The 18226-nt window shown below is 72.9% G+C and carries 15 protein-coding genes; 7 read left to right on the top strand and 8 right to left on the bottom strand.

Annotation, left to right across the window (positions count from 1 at the left end):
• The first annotated feature begins 81 nt into the window (after positions 1-81).
• Entirely contained in the window at positions 82-1893 is a 1812-nt protein-coding gene (locus RV983_RS27040; protein WP_475988322.1) for a bifunctional metallophosphatase/5'-nucleotidase, read from the top strand.
• Between the two features lie 4 nt (positions 1894-1897).
• Here the strand turns inward: RV983_RS27040 and RV983_RS27035 are convergent, their stop codons facing one another.
• Entirely contained in the window at positions 1898-2821 is a 924-nt protein-coding gene (locus RV983_RS27035) for a LysR family transcriptional regulator (protein ID WP_475990472.1), read from the bottom strand.
• Between the two features lie 106 nt (positions 2822-2927).
• On the opposite strand from RV983_RS27035, the gene RV983_RS27030 reads away from it, so the two are divergent.
• The 3 genes from RV983_RS27030 to RV983_RS27020 are packed head-to-tail and all read left to right on the top strand — an operon-like array spanning position 2928 to position 6309.
• Positions 2928-3629: a succinate dehydrogenase cytochrome b subunit gene (locus RV983_RS27030; RefSeq protein WP_475988321.1), complete on the top strand. Its 702-nt coding sequence runs from the start codon at positions 2928-2930 to the stop codon at positions 3627-3629.
• Between the two features lie 2 nt (positions 3630-3631).
• Entirely contained in the window at positions 3632-5566 is a 1935-nt protein-coding gene (locus RV983_RS27025; RefSeq protein WP_475988320.1) for a fumarate reductase/succinate dehydrogenase flavoprotein subunit, read from the top strand.
• Positions 5563-6309 carry a succinate dehydrogenase/fumarate reductase iron-sulfur subunit gene (locus tag RV983_RS27020; RefSeq protein WP_475988319.1) on the top strand — a complete coding sequence of 249 codons (747 nt, stop codon included), beginning with the start codon at positions 5563-5565 and terminating at the stop codon, positions 6307-6309. The genes RV983_RS27025 and RV983_RS27020 overlap by 4 nt, the downstream gene beginning before the upstream one ends.
• Here RV983_RS27020 and RV983_RS27015 read toward each other — a convergent pair.
• The 5 genes from RV983_RS27015 to RV983_RS26995 form a co-directional block, all read right to left on the bottom strand.
• Positions 6263-7762, bottom strand: coding sequence for a lysine N(6)-hydroxylase/L-ornithine N(5)-oxygenase family protein (locus RV983_RS27015; protein WP_475988318.1), 1500 nt, complete (start codon positions 7760-7762; stop codon positions 6263-6265). The genes RV983_RS27020 and RV983_RS27015 overlap by 47 nt on opposite strands.
• Positions 7749-9143, bottom strand: coding sequence for a pyridoxal phosphate-dependent decarboxylase family protein (locus tag RV983_RS27010; protein WP_475988317.1), 1395 nt, complete (start codon positions 9141-9143; stop codon positions 7749-7751). The genes RV983_RS27015 and RV983_RS27010 overlap by 14 nt, the downstream gene beginning before the upstream one ends.
• A gap of 188 nt (positions 9144-9331) precedes the next feature.
• Positions 9332-11833: an aminopeptidase N gene (pepN, locus tag RV983_RS27005; protein ID WP_475988316.1), complete on the bottom strand. Its 2502-nt coding sequence runs from the start codon at positions 11831-11833 to the stop codon at positions 9332-9334.
• Positions 11834-11975: 142 nt separating this feature from the next.
• Positions 11976-12335: a sortase domain-containing protein gene (locus RV983_RS27000; RefSeq protein WP_475988315.1), complete on the bottom strand. Its 360-nt coding sequence runs from the start codon at positions 12333-12335 to the stop codon at positions 11976-11978.
• Positions 12336-12511: 176 nt separating this feature from the next.
• The gene (locus RV983_RS26995; RefSeq protein ID WP_475988314.1) at positions 12512-12673 is read right to left on the bottom strand and encodes a hypothetical protein; all 162 of its coding nucleotides are present in this window, start codon (positions 12671-12673) and stop codon (positions 12512-12514) included.
• A gap of 163 nt (positions 12674-12836) precedes the next feature.
• Between RV983_RS26995 and RV983_RS26990 the strand changes: the two genes are divergently transcribed.
• From RV983_RS26990 to RV983_RS26980, 3 genes are all read left to right on the top strand, one after another.
• Positions 12837-13244, top strand: a complete 408-nt coding sequence (locus RV983_RS26990) for a VOC family protein (RefSeq protein WP_475988313.1) — start codon at positions 12837-12839, stop codon at positions 13242-13244.
• Between the two features lie 95 nt (positions 13245-13339).
• Positions 13340-14368: a class I SAM-dependent methyltransferase gene (locus RV983_RS26985; protein ID WP_475988312.1), complete on the top strand. Its 1029-nt coding sequence runs from the start codon at positions 13340-13342 to the stop codon at positions 14366-14368.
• Between the two features lie 33 nt (positions 14369-14401).
• Positions 14402-15304, top strand: coding sequence for a zinc ribbon domain-containing protein (locus tag RV983_RS26980; RefSeq protein ID WP_475988311.1), 903 nt, complete (start codon positions 14402-14404; stop codon positions 15302-15304).
• 31 nt (positions 15305-15335) lie between these two features.
• On the opposite strand, the gene RV983_RS26975 is transcribed toward RV983_RS26980, so the two are convergent.
• On the bottom strand, positions 15336-16316 hold the full coding sequence (locus tag RV983_RS26975; RefSeq protein WP_475988310.1) for an alpha/beta fold hydrolase: 981 nt from the start codon (positions 16314-16316) through the stop codon (positions 15336-15338).
• An 82-nt stretch (positions 16317-16398) separates the two neighbouring features.
• Positions 16399-18225 carry an alkyl/aryl-sulfatase gene (locus RV983_RS26970; protein WP_475988309.1) on the bottom strand — a complete coding sequence of 609 codons (1827 nt, stop codon included), beginning with the start codon at positions 18223-18225 and terminating at the stop codon, positions 16399-16401.
• Position 18226 lies beyond the last annotated feature (1 nt).

Genomic DNA, 18226 nt, shown 5'->3' with positions numbered 1-18226 from the left:
GGGTGTAGTGCCTGGGTCAGAATCTACGCGCGTTACCGCAGAGAGTCGCCCATCGTTCCGTCAACCAACGGGAGCCGACGTATGCCGCTCAACCGCAGGGACTTCCTCAACCGCTCCGCCGTCACCGGGGCGGGGCTCGCGCTGACCGGTGCGGCAGGCGCACTGGCCACGGCGGCTCCCGCCCAGGCAAGGAGCCACAAGCCGGAGGAGCCCGAGCGCTACTCGTTCAGTGTCCTCGGCACCACGGACCTGCACGGCAACGTCTTCAACTGGGACTACTTCACCGACGCCGAGTTCGACGACAAGCCGCACAACGACGTCGGCCTCGCCAAGATCTCCACGCTGGTCAAGCAGCAGCGGGCCGCCAAGGGCCGCCGCAACGTCCTGCTGATCGACGCGGGCGACACCATCCAGGGCACCCAGCTGTCGTACTACTACGCCCGGGTCGACCCGATCACCGCGAAGCACGGCCCCAAGCACCCGATGGCCCAGGCCATGAACGCGATGGATTACGACGCGGCGGCCCTCGGCAACCACGAGTTCAACTACGGCATCCCGCTGCTGCGCGAGTTCGAGCACCAGTGCAAGTTCCCGCTGCTGGGCGCCAACGCCCTGGACGCGAAGACCGGGCAGCCCGCTTTCGCGCCGTACTCCCTCCACCGGATGCGGGTGCAGGGCGCGCCGGACGTGACGGTGGCCGTCCTGGGCCTGACCAACCCAGGCATCGCGATCTGGGACAAGGGCAACGTCCAGGGGAAGATGACGTTCCCGGGCCTGGAGGAGCAGGCGGCCGCGTACGTGCCGCGGCTGCGCGCGATGGGCGCCGACGTGGTGATCGTCTCGGCGCACAGCGGCACCTCGGGCACCTCCTCCTGGGGTGACCAGCTGCCGTACGTGGAGAACGCGGCGGCACTGGTGGCCGAGCGGGTGCCGGGCATCGACGCGATCCTCGTGGGCCACGCGCACAGCGAGATCCCCGAGTACGTGGTGGCCAACAAGCAGACCGGCCAGGGCGTGGTGCTGTCCGAGCCGTCCAAGTGGGGCCAGCGGCTGACCGTCTTCGACTTCGAGATGGAGAGGGTGGGCGGCGCCTGGGAGGTCGTCACGGTCGGCGCGTCCGTGCTCAACTCCAACACGGTCGAGGAGGACCCGGAGATCGTCGGGCTGCTGCGCGACGAGCACGCGAAGGTCGTCACCTACGTGAACCAGGTGATCGGCGACTCCGCCGCCGCGATGTCGGCCACCGAGTCCCCGTACAAGGACACCCCGATCATCGACTTCATCAACCACGTGCAGGCCGAGACGGTCAAGGCCGCGCTGGCGGGCACCGAGTACGCCGCCCTGCCGGTGCTGTCGCAGGCCGCGTGCTTCTCCCGCACGGCCGCCATCCCGGCGGGCCGGGTCACCCTGCGCGACGTGGCCGGCCTGTACGTGTTCGAGAACACGCTGGAGGCCCGCGTCCTGACCGGTGCCCAGATCAAGGCGTACCTGGAGTTCTCCGCGAACTACTTCGTGCAGACCCCGGCCGGCGCCCCGGTCGACGTGTCGAAGCTGACAAATGCCGGCAACACCCCGGACTACAACTACGACGTGGTCAGTGGTGTCAGCTACGAGATCGACATCGCCAGGCCGGCCGGCTCGCGTGTCTCGCAGGTGCGCTTCGAGGGCGCGCCCATCGACGAGTCCGCGCGCTTTGTGTTCGCCGTGAACAACTACCGTGCCAACGGCGGCGGCAACTTCCCCGGTGTCGCCTCCGCGCCGCAGGTGTGGGCGAACTCCGAGGAGATCCGGAACACGATCATCAACTACGTCGAGGCGACCGGCACCATCGACCCGGCGCGGTTCGCCGGCGAGGACTGGAAGCTGACCCGCGAGGGCGTGCCGGTGTTCTGATCCGTCAGTCCCGCCGCCGCGTCTGCCGGGATGGGCAGTCCCTGTCCTGTACGTGCTCCAGCAGCACCCGGCGCAGTTCGCGGGCGGCACGCGGCGGTTCGGCGTCCTTGCGGTGGGCGAGGGCGACGGTGCGTTGCAGCCCCGGTGCCGTGAAGAGCGTCGTCCGCAGCCGCGGGCGGCGCCCGGCGACCATGCTGGGCACGACGGCGTGGCCGAGCCCCGCCTCGACGAAGCCGAGGACGGCGTCCATCTCGCCGCCCTCGATCGCGAGGAGGGGCTCGAAGCCTGCCGCCCGGCACGCGCCGACGGTCAGTTCCCGCAGGTCGTAGCCGCGGCGGAACATCACCAGGGGCTGGTCCCGCAGATCGGCCACGGCGACCCGGGGCCCCGGCCAGGGCGGCGGCGCGTCGGCCGCGGTGACCACGACCAGGTCCTCGTGCAGCAGCGGGGTGGCGTCCAGCGCCGGGTCGTGGCTCTGCAGGGGCAGCACGATCAGTGCCAGGTCCAGACTGCCGGAGGCCAGCTCCCTGACCAGGTCGCGGGAGCCGCCCTCCTCCACGACCAGCCGGATGCCCGGGTAGCGGGTGTGGAAGTCGCGCAGCACGTCGGGGAGCAGGCCGGTGCACAGGCTCGGCGTGGCCCCGAGGCGCACCCGCCCGCGGCGCAGCTGGACCAGTTCCTGGACCTCCTGCGTGGCGGCCTCGGTGTCCGCGACGATGCGCCGGGCGATCGGCAGCAGCGCCTCCCCCGCGTCGGTGAGCGCGATGTTGCCCCGGGCCCGGCTGAACAGTTCCGCGCCGAGTTCCCGCTCCAGGGCCTTGATCTGCTGCGACAGCGAGGGCTGGGCCACGTGGACGCGCTCGGCGGCCCGGGTGAAGTGCCGGGCGTCGGTGACGGCCAGGAAGTAGACGAGTTGTTGCAGCTGCACGCTGCCCACGGTAATCGACACGCCAATCGACGATAGGACAGACCTATCGAAACGAGCCCGAACTCGTCTTGGACCTTTCAATGCGCCGGGATCTAGCGTCAGCCGCATGGCTTTGGCGACGAGAGCGGTGCGACCGTCCGCGGTGCGGGCGCTGTGGGGCTCGACCGTGGGCAAGAAGGCGGTCATGGCCGCGACCGGCGTGATCATGCTGCTGTTCCTGGTCGCGCACATGGTGGGCAATCTGAAGATCTTCTTCGGCCCCACGGAGTTCAACGGGTACGCGGCATGGCTGCGCACCATCGGCGAGCCGGCCCTGCACAACGGCTGGTACCTGTACATCCAGCGGACGGGCCTGGTGGCCGCGGTCGTCCTGCACGGCGTGGCCGCCTACCAGCTCAGCAGGCGCGACATCAGGGCGCGCCCGGCGAAGTACGCGCACACACGGCCGCGCGCGAGCTACGCGACACGGACGATGCGCTGGGGCGGGGTGATCCTCGGCCTCTTCATCGTGTGGCACATCCTCGACCTGACGACGCTGACCGTGAACCCGCGCGGCCAGGCGGAGCACCCCTACGAGAACGTGGTGGCCGACTTCCGGCTGTGGTGGGTGAACGTCGTCTACATCGTGGCGATGCTCGCCCTCGGCCTGCACGTCAGGCACGGGTTCTGGAGCGCGGCGCAGACCCTCGGGGCGGTCACCAAGCGCAGCGACCGGGCCCTGAAGGCCACCGCGAACGTGCTGGCGCTGGTGCTGACCGCGGGATTCGTCCTGGTACCCGTCGCCGTGATGACCGGATTGGTGGACTGACCATGCAGTATCGCGAGGGCGAGCCGATCGCCGACACCAAGGCGCCCTCCGCGCCCATCGAGGAGCGCTGGAGCCGCCGCAAGTTCGAGGCGAAGCTCGTCAACCCGGCCAACCGGCGCAAGCACAAGGTCATCGTCGTCGGCACGGGCCTGGCGGGCGGCTCCGCGGGGGCGACGCTGGCCGAACAGGGCTACCACGTCGTGCAGTTCTGCTACCAGGATTCGCCGCGCCGGGCGCACTCGATCGCCGCCCAGGGCGGCATCAACGCGGCGAAGAACTACCGCAACGACGGCGACAGCGTGCACCGCCTGTTCTACGACACCGTCAAGGGCGGCGACTTCAGGGCCCGCGAGTCCAATGTGCACCGCCTCGCCGAGGTGTCGCTGCAGATCATCGACCAGTGCGTGGCCCAGGGCGTGCCCTTCGCCCGCGAGTACGGCGGCCTGCTGGACACCCGCTCCTTCGGCGGCGTACAGGTCTCCAGGACCTTCTACGCCCGCGGCCAGACGGGCCAGCAGCTGCTGCTCGGCGCCTACCAGGCGCTGTCCCGGCAGATCGACGCGGGGAACGTGGAACTGCACGCCCGCACCGAGATGCTGGACCTGGTCGTGGTGGACGGCCGGGCCCGCGGCATCGTGGCCCGCGACCTGGTCAGCGGCGAGATCTCGGTGCACCTGGGCGACGCCGTGGTGCTGGCGAGCGGCGGCTACGGCAACGTCTTCTACCTGTCGACCAACGCCAAGGGCTCCAACGCGACCGCCATCTGGCGGGCGCACCGCCGGGGCGCGTACTTCGCCAACCCCTGCTTCACGCAGATCCACCCCACCTGCATCCCGCGCTCGGGCGACCACCAGTCGAAGCTGACCCTGATGAGCGAGTCGCTGCGCAACGACGGCCGCATCTGGGTGCCGAAGGCCAAGGGCGACGACCGCCCGCCGCACGAGATCCCCGAGGACGAGCGGGACTACTACCTGGAGCGGATCTACCCCTCCTTCGGCAACCTGGTCCCCCGTGACATCGCCTCGCGCGCCGCCAAGAACGTCTGCGACGAGGGCCGCGGCGTCGGCCCCGGCGGCCAGGGCGTCTACCTGGACTTCGCCGACGCGATCGCCCGCCTGGGCCGCGCCGAGGTGGAGGCGAAGTACGGCAACCTCTTCGAGATGTACGAGCGGATCACCGCCGAGGACCCGTACACCCGGCCGATGCGGATCTACCCCGCCGTGCACTACACGATGGGCGGCCTGTGGGTGGACTACGACCTCCAGACCACGGTCCCCGGCCTGTTCGCGATCGGCGAGGCCAACTTCTCCGACCACGGCGCCAACCGGCTCGGCGCCAGCGCCCTGATGCAGGGCCTGGCCGACGGCTACTTCGTGCTGCCCGCCACGATCAACGACTACCTGGCGCGCGGCCCCCACGAGGCGGTCGCCCCGGACCACCCGGCCGTCGCCGAGGCCGTCGCGGAGGTCGAGGACCGGCTGAACCTGCTGCTGTCCGTGGACGGCGACCGCACCCCGGACTCCTTCCACCGCGAGCTCGGCGAGCTGCTGTGGGACGAGTGCGGCATGGCCCGCACCGAGAGCGGCCTGCGCAAGGCGATGGAGCGCATCCCCGCACTGCGCGAGGAGTTCTGGCGCCGCATCAAGGTGCCCGGCAGCGGCGAGGAGTTCAACCAGTCCCTGGAGAAGGCCAACCGGGTCGCGGACTTCCTCGAGCTGGCCGAGCTGATGTGCCTGGACGCACTGCACCGCGCCGAGTCCTGCGGCGGCCACTTCCGCGAGGACAGCCAGACCCCCGAAGGGGAGGCGCTGCGCGACGACGAGAGGTTCTCGTACGCCGCCGCCTGGGAGTACCCCGGCGACGACGGCGCGCCGGTGCTCCACAAGGAGGCGCTCACCTTCGACTACGTACACCCCACCCAGCGGAGCTACGCGTGAACCTCACCCTGCGCATCTGGCGCCAGCGGTCCTCGCAGGAGGACGGCGCCATGGTCACCTACCGCGTCGAGGACATCAGTCCCGACATGTCGTTCCTGGAGATGCTCGACGTCCTCAACGAGGAACTGATCCTCGCCGGCGACGAGCCCGTCGCCTTCGACCACGACTGCCGCGAGGGCATCTGCGGCGCCTGCGGCATGGTCATCAACGGGCAGGCGCACGGACCTGAGCGGACCACCACCTGCCAGCTGCACATGCGGCACTTCGAGGACGGCGACACCGTCGACGTCGAGCCGTGGCGGGCCGCCGCCTTCCCGGTGGTCAAGGACCTGGTCGTGGACCGCTCGGCCTTCGACCGGGTGATCCAGGCCGGCGGGTACATCTCGGTGCCGACCGGCAGCGCGCCCGAGGCGCACGCGACGGCCGTCCCCAAGGCGGCCGCCGACCTCGCCTTCGAGCACGCGGAGTGCATCGGCTGCGGGGCCTGCGTGGCGGCCTGCCCCAACGGCTCGGCGATGCTCTTCACCTCCGCCAAGGTCAACCACCTCAATGTGCTGCCGCAGGGTGGTCCGGAGCGGGAGACCCGGGTGCTGAACATGGTCGCCGCCATGGACGACCAGGGCTTCGGCGGCTGCACCAACACCGGTGAGTGCGCCACGGCCTGCCCCAAGGGCATCCCGCTGCCGTCGATCGCCGCTATGAACCGCGAATACCTGCGAGCCGTGCGGAAGGGATCTCGCTGACCGGCGCAGTGACCGAGTTCAGGCCGTATGTCGTGAAGGCCGTGCGGGCGGGGAGCGGATAGGGCTCCTTGCCCGTCACGGAGTTGAGGATGACCGCCGAGCGCCACGCGGCCAGGCCCAGGTCGGGGGCACCGACACCGTGGGAGTGGCGGTCCGCGTTCTGCACGTACACCGATCCGCCGACCGCCGGGTCCAGCACGATCCGGTGCTGCTCGTCGATCCGGGGCCGGCCCGCCGCGTCGTGGCGGATGTACGGGTCCAGGGCCGCGAGCAGCCTGTCGGTGGGCCGCTCGCGGTAGCCGGTGGCGAGCACCACGGCGTTGGTGACCATCCGGGTGCGGGTGCCCTGCTCCTGGTGCTCCAGGTGGAGTTCGACGGCGCCCAGGCCCATCCGTCCCGCGGTGCGCACGGTGACACCGGGGGTGAGGACGACGTCCGGCCAGCCGCCGAGGGAGCGGCGGTAGAGCTCGTCGTGGATGGCGGCGAGGGTGCCGTGGTCGACGGCCCGGTGCAACTGCCACTGCCGGGGCAGCAGGCCGTCGCGCACCGGCTCGGCCAGGCCGTGGAAGAAGCGCGCGTAGTCGGGGGTGAACTGCTCCAGGCCGAGCTTGCTGTACTCCATCGGCGCGAAGGCGGGACTGCGCGCGATCCACGTCAGCCGCTCGCCCCCGGCGGGACGGGCGCGCAGCAGGTCGAGGAAGACCTCGGCACCGGACTGTCCGGCGCCGACGACCGTGACGTGGCCGGCGGCCAGCAGCCGGTCGCGGTGTGCCAGGTAGTCCGCGGAGTGCACGACCGGCACCACCGACACATCGGTGAGCGGGCGCAGCGCCTCGGGGACGTACGGCTGGGAGCCGATGCCGAGGACGAGGTTGCGGGCGTGGCTGAGGCCCGCCGACCCGGCCTTTCCGTCGGCGCCGAACCGGGTGTGGCCGACCTCGAACAGGCCGCGGCCCGGGTTCCAGCGGACGGAGTCGACCTGGTGGCCGAAATGGGTGCTGGTCAGCGACTCGGCGACCCAGCGGCAGTAGGCGTCGTACTCGGCGCGGTGCACATGGAAGCGCTCGGCGAAGTAGAACGGGAACAGCCGCTCACGGGCTTTCAGCCAGTTCAGGAAGGACCAGCGGCTGGAGGGGTCGGCGAGGCTCACCAGGTCGGCCAGGAAGGGCACTTGGAGGGTCGCGCCCTCGATCAGCAGCCCGGGGTGCCAGTGGAAGGCAGGCTCCTGGTCGTAGAAGGCGGCACTGAGGTACGGGACGCCGTCGGCGAGGGCGGCCAGGGACAGGTTGAACGGCCCGATGCCGATGCCGAGCAGGTCGTAGGGCTGCTCGGCGTACGGCGCGGTCTCTTGGGCGTAGGCGGCGTGTGCGGTGTGCTCGGTGTGCGGGGTGTACTCGGTGTGCGGGGTGTACTCGGTGTGCGGGGTGTACTCGGCGTCTTCAGCCACGGTCATCGGAGGTGCTGCCTTCCTGATGGGTCGCGCACACGAGCGCGAGGAGTGCCTCGAGGTCGCCGGCGGCCTGCGCCGGGTTGAGGAGGGTCGCCTTGAGCCACAGGCGTCCGCCGGCGCGGGCCCGGCCGAGGACCGCCCGTCCGTCGAGCATCAGCCGGCGCCGGATCGCGGCGACGGCTTCGTCGTCGGCCCCGGTGGGGCGCAGCAGCACGGTGCTGATCGCGGGGCGGGCGTACAGGGTGAGGTCCGGATGCCGCTCCACCAGGCCGGCGAGCTCGCGGGCCCGGTCGCAGACGGTGTCCACGAGCCCGCCCAGGCCCTGCCTGCCGAGGGCGCGCAGCGTCACGGCGATCTTCAGCACATCCGGGCGGCGCGTGGTGCGCAGCGAGCGGCCGAGCAGATCGGGGAAGCCGGCCTCGGTGTCGTCGGCGGCGTTGAGATAGTCCGCCTGGTGCGCCAGCGGACGCAGCCACTCCCCCTCGCGCACGGCGAGCACGCCCGCCGCGACGGGCTGCCAGCCGAGCTTGTGCAGGTCCAGGGTGACGGTGCCGGCCTCCGCCAGCCCGGCCAGCCGCGGCGCCTCCCGGTCACTGAACAGCAGGGGGCCGCCGTAGGCCGCGTCCACATGCAGCCCGGCGCCGTACTCCCGTGCGGCCCGGGCGAGTTCGGGCAGCGGGTCGACGGCCCCGGTGTCGGTGGTCCCGGCCGTGGCGACGAGCAGGGCCGGGCCCGTGACGGCGGCGAGCGCGGTGCGTGCCCGCGCGGGATCGAGCACCCCGGCGGGGGTGTCCAGGACGACCGGCTCCGGCAGCCCCAGCAGCCATGCGGCGCGGGGCACGCTGTGGTGGACGTTGGCCCCGGTCACGATCCGCACACCGGGGGCGCGTTCGCGGGCGAGCAGCAGCGCGAGCTGGTTGGACTCGGTACCGCCGGTGGTGATCAGGGCGTCGGGCGCCGCCGCCGCGGGGTGCACGAGCCGTGCCAGCGCCGCCGTCACCGCCGCCTCCAGGGCGGTCGCCGCCGGGGCCTGGTCCCAGGAGTCCATCGACGGATTCAGCGCGCTCGCGGCCAGGTCGGCAGCCACGGCCACCGCCAGCGGCGGGCAGTGCAGATGCGCGACGCAGAACGGCTCCGCCGGGTCCGCGGCGCCTTCGGCGGCCAGCCGCACCAGCGTCCGCAGGGCCTCCTCGGCCCCCGTACCGTGCTCCGGCAGCACCTCGCCCAGTGCCTCCGCGGCCCGCGAGGCCACTGCCCACGGTCCGCCCGCGGGCAGGGGTCCCGCGCGCCGCGCGGCACCCTGCGCGAGCGCGTCCAGCACCACCCCCAGCAACGGTTGCAGCCGGCCCGGCCCTCCCCTGCCGCCGGCGAGCTGAGGTGACACGTCCTGGCACCCTCCGAGAACACAGCGATCACCGCCGCGCGACCCACCCGCGCAGTCCGGACTGCGTAACGACGCCGCCGCTGCGGGGATGCTGCCCCGCCTGTGAAGTCCCCCTCATCGGGATCGGTGTCACTGCCGTGCGCGGGGGCGAGGGCCGGTCGGGCGCCCCCGCGCACCAAAGTGAGCGGTCATGCGCCCCGCACGCGCAGGGCGCGGGCCAGGTCGTCGAGCTGGTCGACGAGCTTGCGCCGCAGGGCGGGGGTGGGAGCGGGGTCGGCGGTGCGGAGGCAGGCCTCGCCGAGATCGAGGACGGAGGCCTCGACGACGGGGCCGGGGAAGGCCCAGCGGCCGGCGGCGTCGGCCAGGGCGGGTCCCCGGCGGGCGGCGAGGGCGACGGCGGCCGGGTAGTAGCGCGGCACCCAGTCGCCGAGGAGGCCGAGCTGCTCGGGCTGCCAGAAGCCCTGGGCGGTGGCGTTGAACAGGTAGTTGGAGAGCGTGTCGTCCTCGAACATCGAGGTCCACGCCTCCCGCTTGGCCTCCGGGTCGGGCAGCGCGGCCCGGCAGCGCGCGGCGCCCTCCCGGCCGGTGGCGCTGGGGTCGCGTTCGAGTTCGGCGTCGATGTCCGCGCGGTCGGCCGCGCCCAGGACGGCGAGCCGGGTGAGGATCTGCCAGCGCAGCTCGGGGTCGAGCGGCGGCCCGTCCGGCAGGGTTCCGGCGGTGAGCCAGCCGCGCAGTTCGGCGGCGTCGGTGACGGCGGTGATCAGTTCACGGGCGGCGGTGAGCCGCATGCCGGGGTCCTCGTGGCGGAGCAGGTCGCGGGCGAGGGCCTCCAGTACGGCGAGGGCCGCGGGCCGCTGCCCGGCGGGCAGGTAGCGGTCGGTGATCTGGACCCGGGCGAAGCCGAGCACGCCCTGCACCACGGCGACGTCGGTCTCGTGCGGCAGGTGGGCGCGGGCCACGTCCAGGTAGGCGGCCGGCGGAAGTTCGCCGTCGCGCACGAGGTCGCGGGCGGCGTTCCAGACCAGGGCCCGTGCGAGCGGGTCGGGAAGACCGCCGAGGCGCTGGACGAGGGTGTCCCAGGACCCGGCGTCGAAGCGGATCTTGGCGTACGTCAGGTCCTGGTCGTTGAGCAGCACCAGGTCCGGGCGCGGACCGGGCCGTGTCGCGCCGGCCTCGGCGCCGGCGGGGACGTCGGTCTCGAAGCGCTCGCGCAGCACGAGCCGCGCCGGGTCTGGGTGAATGGTCTCGCGGTCGTACGCGGCGACGGCGATGCGGTGCGGGCGCTCGCCGGCGCGGACCACCTCGAGGCGCCAGCCGCCGTCGGCCTCGGCCGGGACCGGGGTGAGGGTGTCGACTCCGGTGGTGCGCAGCCAGCGGTCGGCCCAGGCGTGCACGTCGCGGTCGGTGGCGGAGGCGAGGGAGTCGATGAAGTCGGCGAGGGCGGCGTTGCCGAACCGGTGCCGGGAGAAGTGCTCGTTGATGCCGGCGAGGAAGTCCTTGCGGCCGAGCCATGTCACGAGCTGGCGCAGGGCGGAGGCGCCCTTGGCGTACGAGATGCCGTCGAAGTTGAGCAGCGCCGACGCGGTGTCGGGGACGGCCTCGGGATCGGGGGCGACGGGGTGGGTGGAGGGGCGCTGGTCGGCGTCGTAGCCCCAGCCCTTCCGGGCGACGGCGAAGTCGGTCCAGGTTCCGGTGAAGCGGGTGGCCTCGGAGAGCACCTGGTAGCCCATGTACTCGGCGAAGGACTCGTTCAGCCAGATGTCGTCCCACCAGCGCAGCGTGACCAGGTCGCCGAACCACATGTGCGCCATCTCGTGGGCGACGACCATGCCGCGGGTCTGCCGCTCGGCGTCGGTGACGGCGGACCGGAAGACCATCTCGTCGCGGAACGTGACCAGGCCCGGGTTCTCCATCGCGCCCGCGTTGAACTCGGGGACGAAGGCCTGGTCGTAGGAGTCGAAGGGGTAGGGCTCCGCGAACAGTTCGTGGTAGCGGTCGAAGCAGCGCCGGGTGATGTCGAAGAGCTCCTCGACGTCGGCGTCGAGATGGGGCGCCAGCGAGCGCCGGCAGTGCAGGCCGAAGGGCAGGCCGGCGTGCTCGGTGCGCACCGAGTGCCAGGGGCCGGCGGCGACCGCGAGCAGGTAGGTGCTGATGCGCGGGGTCGGCGCGATCCGCCAGTGGCCCTCGGCCTCGCCGGTGCGCTCGGCGACGCCGTTGCCGAGGACGGTCCAGGCGGGCGGTGCGGTGACGGTGACCTCGAAGACGGCCTTGAGGTCGGGCTGGTCGAAGGCCGCGGCGACGCGCTGGACGTCGTCCAGGAAGAGCTGGGTGTACAGGTACGTCTCGCCGTCCGCCGGGTCGGTGAAGCGGTGCATGCCCTCCCCGGTGCGCGAGTAGCGCATGTCGGCCTCGATCCGCAGCTCGTGCGGGCCTGCCGTGAGGCCGGTGAGGGGCAGCCGGTTGTCGTCCAGGGCGGCCGGGTCGAGTGCGTGGCCGTCGAGCACCGCGCGGTGCAGCGTGGCGGGCTTGAGCTCGGCGAAGGTGTCGCCGTCGGCGAGGGCGGTGAAGCGGATGACGGTGGTGGAGCCGAACACGTCGTCACCACGGGTCAGGTCCAGGTCGACGGCGTAGGTGTGGACGTCGAGGAGCCGGGCGCGGGTCTCGGCCTCGGCACGGGTGAGAGCAGGCATGCCGCCATGCTGCCTCATGCGCCGTAGGACCCGCACGAAAGTTCGCCGCCCGCGGAGACGGCCGCCGTGCGGGGGCGTCAGGAGGGAGGGACGGCGGTGGCGTCGACGGTCACGCTGTCACCGTGGCCGCGGGTGCACGTGATCAGGCGCCGGGTGGGGGCTCCGGCGCCGGTGGACCAGGCCCGGTGGGCCGCGAGCGCCCTGGGACGCGGAGGTCCCGGGTGACCGCGAAGCGGGCCCGGCTGCCGTCGCGGTGGGTGACGGCGACCGTGTCGGCCGGGCGCAGGTCGCCGAGGTCGTGGAAGACGCCGCGGCCGCTTGGGGTGTCGTGGTGGCCGACCATCACGGCGGTGCCGGGGTCGTCGGGCGCGGCGCTGCGGTCGTACCAGCCGGCCCAGCGGCGGCCCTCGTCCCCGGCCGGGGTCTGCAGACTGCCGTCGTCGTTGAGCCCGAGGTCCAGGACGCGGGCGTGCACCCGGGCGCGGGCTGTGTGGACGCGCACAGGGGTGTGGCCGGCCGGGTCGGCGGCGCGCGGAGGTGCTGCCGTGCACGACGGCGCCGGTGCGCCCCGCGCCGGTGCGCGCGACGGCCCGGACGGTCACGGCGGTGGCCGTGACGAGCAGCGCGAGGGCGAGCAGGTTGATCCGGCGGTGGGACGTCGTCACGGAGCCCACGGGCTCACCGCGGGTGGAACGCGTAGCGCACACCCCACACGCCCAGAGCCAGCAGTCCCGCGAACACCGCCGCGAGCGGGCCCCACACGACCGCCGCGCAGCACACGAGGGCGGCGACCCCGGCGGCGAGCGCGGCGGGTATCAGGGGCAGAGGCAGGTCGGGCATCGCGGCGGGGTCCTTCGCGGCCGGCGGCTACGGTGACGGTCCCCAGGGTACGGAGCCGGGTGCGTGCCGCGCCTCCCCCGGCCGTCCCTGTCCGTATCCACCGAAAGTATGGTCCCGGCCACGGGGCTTGCGCCTCAGGTATGACAGCGGGCAGGCTCGCCGGATGATCGCCACGATGCAGCTCACCGTGATCGACTGTCCCGACGCGAGGGCGCTGGGCGCCTTCTACCAGGGGATCCTCGGCGGGTCCCTGGACGACTCCGATCCCTCGTGGGCGACCTTGACGGCACCGGGCGGCACGCGCTTGGCCTTCCAGGAGGTGCTGTTCCACCGCCCGCCGCAGTGGCCGGACCCCGAGCACCCGCAGCAGTTCCACCTCGACTTCGAGGTGCCCACCCGCGCGGACGTGGAACGGGCCCAGAAGGAGGTGGTCGCGCTGGGTGCGACCTTCCTGCACGACAGCGGGGGCGAACGGAGCGGTTTCCGCGTCTTCGCGGATCCTGCCGGGCACCCCTTCTGCCTCTGCTACGGGCAGCTCCCGCCGCCCCCGTCCCCCGCCGCCGCGGGCTGACCCGGGGCCACCGCGCCGGGCGGGAAGCTGCCCACGGCTCCAGGGCGTCCGGCGGATCGCCCGGGGGGCGATCGGATTCGGCCGAGGGGGACGGCATGGTGGCGGGGCCGCATGCGTACGAGCCGATGGAGCACGATCCGCGGGACCCGGAGGTGGTGCGCCGGGTGACGTATGTGCTCTTCCTGCCGGACGGGCGCTGCGCGGTCCCCGCCGAGGGCCACGGCGGCGCGGGCCCGCGGCTGCCGTCGGGGCGCGTGCTGCCGGGCGAGGACTGGGTGCTCGACACCTCCGAGCGGGTGCCGCTGATGACCGCCGGCTTCCTGCGGCAGCGGGTGCACCCCTTCGCCTACGACGGCCTGGAACTGCGGCTGTACGCGTGGCTGGACGGCGACCGCTACCGCGGCCGGCGGCCGCACACCCGGGTGGAGCTGTTCACCGGCACCCCGGAGGAGGTCGCCGCCCGGCTGGCGGACCGCACCGAGCGGCGGGCGGTGCTGGACGCGGCTCGCTCCTTCCTGGGGCAGGACGACACCTCGTGGTTCGCGGACAACCTACGGCTGATTCAGCCCGCCTATCTGCGGGCCGCCACCGCCGAGGGGGGCTCCGGCTTCGGCGGTGACCCCGAGGGGTGGCGGGCGCGCCGGTCGATGGTGGTGGACGCGCTCCACAGGGACGGCACCTTCCTCGACATCGGCTGCGCCAACGGGCTGCTGATGGAGTCGGTGCGGACGTGGGCCGCCGAGCGCGGCCGGGCGATCGAGCCCTACGGGGTGGACATCGCGCCGGGGCTGGTGGAACTGGCCCGCCGGCGGCTGCCGCGGTGGGCGGAGCGGATAGCCGTCGGCAACGCGCTGGACTGGCGGCCGGCCGGCGGCGGGCGCTTCACCTTTGTGCACGTCCTCGTGGACTGCGTGCCGGCGGCGAGGCTCGGCGGACTGCTGCGCAGGCTGCTCGCCGAACTGGTGGAGCCGGGCGGCCGGCTGCTGGTGAGCGCGTACCAGCCGGCCGGCGGCGCGGCACCGGGCGCGGCGGAGCGGCTGACGGGGGTGGGGATGCCGGTGGCCGGTTCGGCGTCCGGTACGGGACCGGATCGCACGGCGACAACCGCGTGGGTGGACGCGTAGGCTCGTAGCGTCGCACCGCTTGGGGGAGGCGCCGTGGGCGAGCCGTCGTCCAGCCCGATCGAGCACGGCTTTCCGCACCTGGAGAAGGTGCGGTCGGCCCTGACCGCGCTCTACCGCAGGCTGTCGTACGACACGGTGATCCGCTTCGCGGCCAGCGTCCGTCCCGAGGCGGTGGAGTTCCCGCCGTACGAGGATCTGCACCTGGGCGCGCAGCGGGTGGCCCGGGTCATCTTGCAGCACTTCCGGCTGCCCGAGGCCCGGATGGTGGTGAGCTTCCGCGACATGACGCACGCGGGCAATGTGGAGCTGGCCTCCGGTCCCGAGTACTTCGTGGAGCTGCACGACCGCTTCCGCGAGGACCGCCGCGACGTGGGCGCGGCGCTGGCGCACGAGGTCATGCACGTGTATCTGCACCGGCTGGGCCTGGAGTTCCCCGGGACGCGGGACAACGAGATCCTCACGGACACCGCGACGGCCTACCTCGGCGCGGGCTGGCTGCTGCTGGACTCCTACCGCGAGGAGCCCGCGCTGTTCGGCGACCGGGTGACGATGGCGGCGTCGAAGCTGGGCTATCTCACCCCGGAGGAGTTCGGATACGTGCTGGCCAAGCGCGCGCTGGCGTTCGGCGACGACATCGAGCCGTGGCTGACCGGCCCGCGGGCCCGCGACGCCTACCGGGACGGCCTCGGGCTGGCCAGGGACGACCTGCGGAACGCGCCGCTGCTGGGCTGCGGCTGGGCGAACCGCCGCCGCTACGCGCACGACCGCCGCCGCGGCGCCGCGCACCCGGTGGCCGGCTACGCGTTCGAGGGGCAGGCGCCGATGCGGGTCTCCTTCCCCTGCCCCACCTGCCACCAGCGCATCCGGGTCCCGGTGCGCGGCCGGGTGAAGGCACGGTGCGGGCTGTGCCGCACCGTGCTGGAGTGCGACACCTGAGCCGGTGGCCGGCGGCGGGCGGGCGCGGCGGTCAGGCGCGGGCCGGTGCCGTCTCCCGCAGGAAGTCCAGCAGTGCCGCGTTGACCTCCTTCGGACGTTCCTGCTGCGTCCAGTGGCCGCAGCCGGGGAGGACGACGGGCTCGCGCAGCGTCGGGTAGAGCTGGGGCAGCACCGGGACGAGGTCGCAGACGCCGGGCATCGCGTGGACGACGTCGCGGTCGCCGGTGATGTACAGGCCGGGGACCTGGAGGGTGGCGCCGCTCCAGGCCGCGGTCAGCCGCCAGTTGCGGTCGAGGTTGCGGTACCAGTTGAGCCCGCCGGTGAAGCCCTGGGGCCCGTACTCGGCGGCGAAGACGGCGATGTCCTCCTCGGTGAGCCAGTCCGGCAGTTTCTCCGGTTCGCCGACCAGGTCGAGGAACCCCTGGCCAGGCGGGATCAACGGCTGTGCGGGGACGGGGTCGTTGGCCGGGTTGTCGCCTGAGGCGCCGTACAGGAAGCGACGGAAGGTGGAGTGCGGGTCGGCTGCGAACTCGGCGTCGGCGACGCCGGGTTGGGCGAAGTAGTTCCAGTAGAAGCGCCCGTCGTACAGCTCCCGCATGGCGCGCAGCGGGGGTGTGTCCTGGCTGCGCGGGGTCGGCGGGACGCTCAGCCCGGCCACGGCGCGCACGGCGTCGGGGCGCAGCAGGGCGGTGTGCCAGGCGACGGGAGCGCCCCAGTCATGGCCGACGACGACGGCGGTGTCCTCGCCGAGGGCGTGGATCAGCCCGATCACATCGCCGACCAGGTCCAGCATGGTGTACGCGTCGACCGCCTCGGGGCGGTCGCTGCGCCCGCAGCCCCGCAGGTCGGGTGCGACCACCCGGTAGCCGGCGGCGGCGAGTGGGCCGAACTGGTGGCGCCAGGAGTACCAGCACTCGGGAAAGCCGTGCAGCAGTACGACGAGGGGGCCCTCGCCCTCCTCCGCGATGTGGAGGCGGAGACCGTTCACTTCGGCATGGCGGTGTTCGACCATGGCGCCCAGGCTATGCGTCCGCCGTCCGGTCGCCCCGCCGGACAGGCCAGGACACCGCTCGCGCCCGACGGGCGCCCGCGGTTCAGGGGGTGACGATGGCGAAGTCCCGGTCGGGGCCGTCCAGCAGGCCGACGAGAGTGGCCACCACCTTCAGGTCGCCCTCGTGTTCGATCCCGTCGAAGCGTCCGCCGGCCAGCAGGCCCTGGAGCTCGGGCCGGGTGAGGGTGAGGGTCAGGTCGGCGTGCCGGCTGGGGCGGCCGTCCTGGGTGGAGTAGTGGGTGAGCGCCCCGTTGGAGAGGGTGAGGTGCCAGGTGCGGTGCTCGTCGGTGAGCCGCCAGTCGATGGTGAGATGGGTGTCCCAGGCCCTGGGACCGTTGATGCGGATGGCGAGCGAGTCGATCAGCTGATCGACGGTCAGGGCCGCGGTGAGCTCGGGTCCCGCGGTCGTCGTCGGGGTGGGGCTGATGCCGTCGCGCAGTTCCCTGGCGCCCATCAGATAGAAGTTCCGCCAGGGCCCGTTCTCGCAGCCGTAGCCCAACCGTGTGTACACGGCGGCCAGTTCGTGACGGGCGGCTCCGTCCCCCGGGTCGGCGAAGACGGCGTGGTTGAGCAGGGTCGCGGCGAAGCGCAGGTCGCCCGCGTCGGCGTACTCCCCCGCCTTGGCCACGGTGGCGTCGACGCCGCCGAGGCAGTCGACGTACCGGCGCGCCTCCTGCGCCGGCGGATGCTCCCACAGGTGGGCGGGGTTGCCGTCGAACCAGCCCATGTAGCGCTGGTAGACGGCCTTCACGTTGTGGCTGAGGGATCCGTAGTAGCCGTGGTTGGCGTGGAAACGCTCCAGGGCGGGCGGCAGCCGCAGTTCCTCGGCGATCTCGCTGCCGGTGAGGCCCTGGTTGAGCAGCCGCAGCGTCTGGTCGTGGAGGTAGGCGTACAGGTCGCGCTGGTGGGCCAGCAGCCGGTGGATGTTCTCCCGCCCCCAGGTGGGCCAGTGGTGGGAGGCGACGACGACGTCGACGGAGTTGCCGAACAGCACCAGCGACTCGTTGAGGTACCGGGCCCACTCGCGGGCGTCGCGGACCTGGGCGCCGCGCAGGGTCAGGATGTTGTGCATGGTGTGGGTGGCGTTCTCGGCCATGCACAGCACGCGCCTGCCCGGCAGCACGAAGTTCATCTCGGCGGGCGCCTCGGTGCCGGGGGTGAGCTGGAAGATGATGCGGACGCCGTCGAGGGTCTCGTCCTGCCCGGTGCGGGTGACGGCGACCGTCGGCCGGATCAGGGCGATGGCTCCGGTGGAGACGGTCTGCCCGAGCCCGCAGCCGATCTGGCCGGCGGGGCCCTTGGGCAGTTCGGAGCCGTACATGTAGACGGCGCGGCGGTTCATCGCGGTGCCGGCGTAGACGTTCTCGCTCGCGGCGTGCTCCAGGAAGCCGGCCGGGGCGAGGACCGGGACCGGGTCGTGGCCGTACGGCAGGACGCCGCGCGCGCCGCCGAAGTGGTCGACGTGGCAGTGGGTGTAGATGAGCGCGGTGACCGGGCGGTCGCCCCGGTGCTCGCGGTAGAGCGCCAGGGCGGCGGCCGCGCCCTCGGAGGAGTGCAGCGGGTCGATGACCACGACCCCGCGATCGCCCTCGACGAGCGTCATGTTGGACAGGTCCAGGCCGCGGACCTGGTAGACCCCCTCGACGACCTCGAACAGGCCCTGTTTCGCCGCGAGCCGGCTCTGCCGCCACAGGCCCGGGTGGGCGGTGTCGGGGCAGGGGCCCTGAAGAAAGGAGTAGGCGTCGTTGTCCCAGACCACCCGGCCGTCGTCGGCGGTGACTCGGCCGGGCGTCAGGGCGCCGAGGAAGCCGCGGTCGGCGTCGGCGAAGTCCGTCGTGTCCTCGTGGTCGGGGGGCGCGAGAGCGGTCATG

Source organism: Streptomyces sp. RLA123 (assembly GCF_056270165.1).
This window is presented reverse-complemented; position numbering and strand designations above follow the sequence as displayed.

Coding starts and splice junctions, on each gene's coding strand:
- RV983_RS27030 (WP_475988321.1), top strand. CDS start 2,928: ATGGCTTTGGCGACGAGAGCGGTGCGACCGTCCGCGGTGCGGGCGCTG.
- RV983_RS27040 (WP_475988322.1), top strand. CDS start 82: ATGCCGCTCAACCGCAGGGACTTCCTCAACCGCTCCGCCGTCACCGGG.
- pepN (WP_475988316.1), bottom strand. CDS start 11,833: ATGCCTGCTCTCACCCGTGCCGAGGCCGAGACCCGCGCCCGGCTCCTC.
- RV983_RS27015 (WP_475988318.1), bottom strand. CDS start 7,762: ATGACCGTGGCTGAAGACGCCGAGTACACCCCGCACACCGAGTACACC.
- RV983_RS26995 (WP_475988314.1), bottom strand. CDS start 12,673: ATGCCCGACCTGCCTCTGCCCCTGATACCCGCCGCGCTCGCCGCCGGG.
- RV983_RS26970 (WP_475988309.1), bottom strand. CDS start 18,225: ATGACCGCTCTCGCGCCCCCCGACCACGAGGACACGACGGACTTCGCC.
- RV983_RS27025 (WP_475988320.1), top strand. CDS start 3,632: ATGCAGTATCGCGAGGGCGAGCCGATCGCCGACACCAAGGCGCCCTCC.
- RV983_RS26985 (WP_475988312.1), top strand. CDS start 13,340: ATGGTGGCGGGGCCGCATGCGTACGAGCCGATGGAGCACGATCCGCGG.
- RV983_RS26975 (WP_475988310.1), bottom strand. CDS start 16,316: ATGGTCGAACACCGCCATGCCGAAGTGAACGGTCTCCGCCTCCACATC.
- RV983_RS26990 (WP_475988313.1), top strand. CDS start 12,837: ATGATCGCCACGATGCAGCTCACCGTGATCGACTGTCCCGACGCGAGG.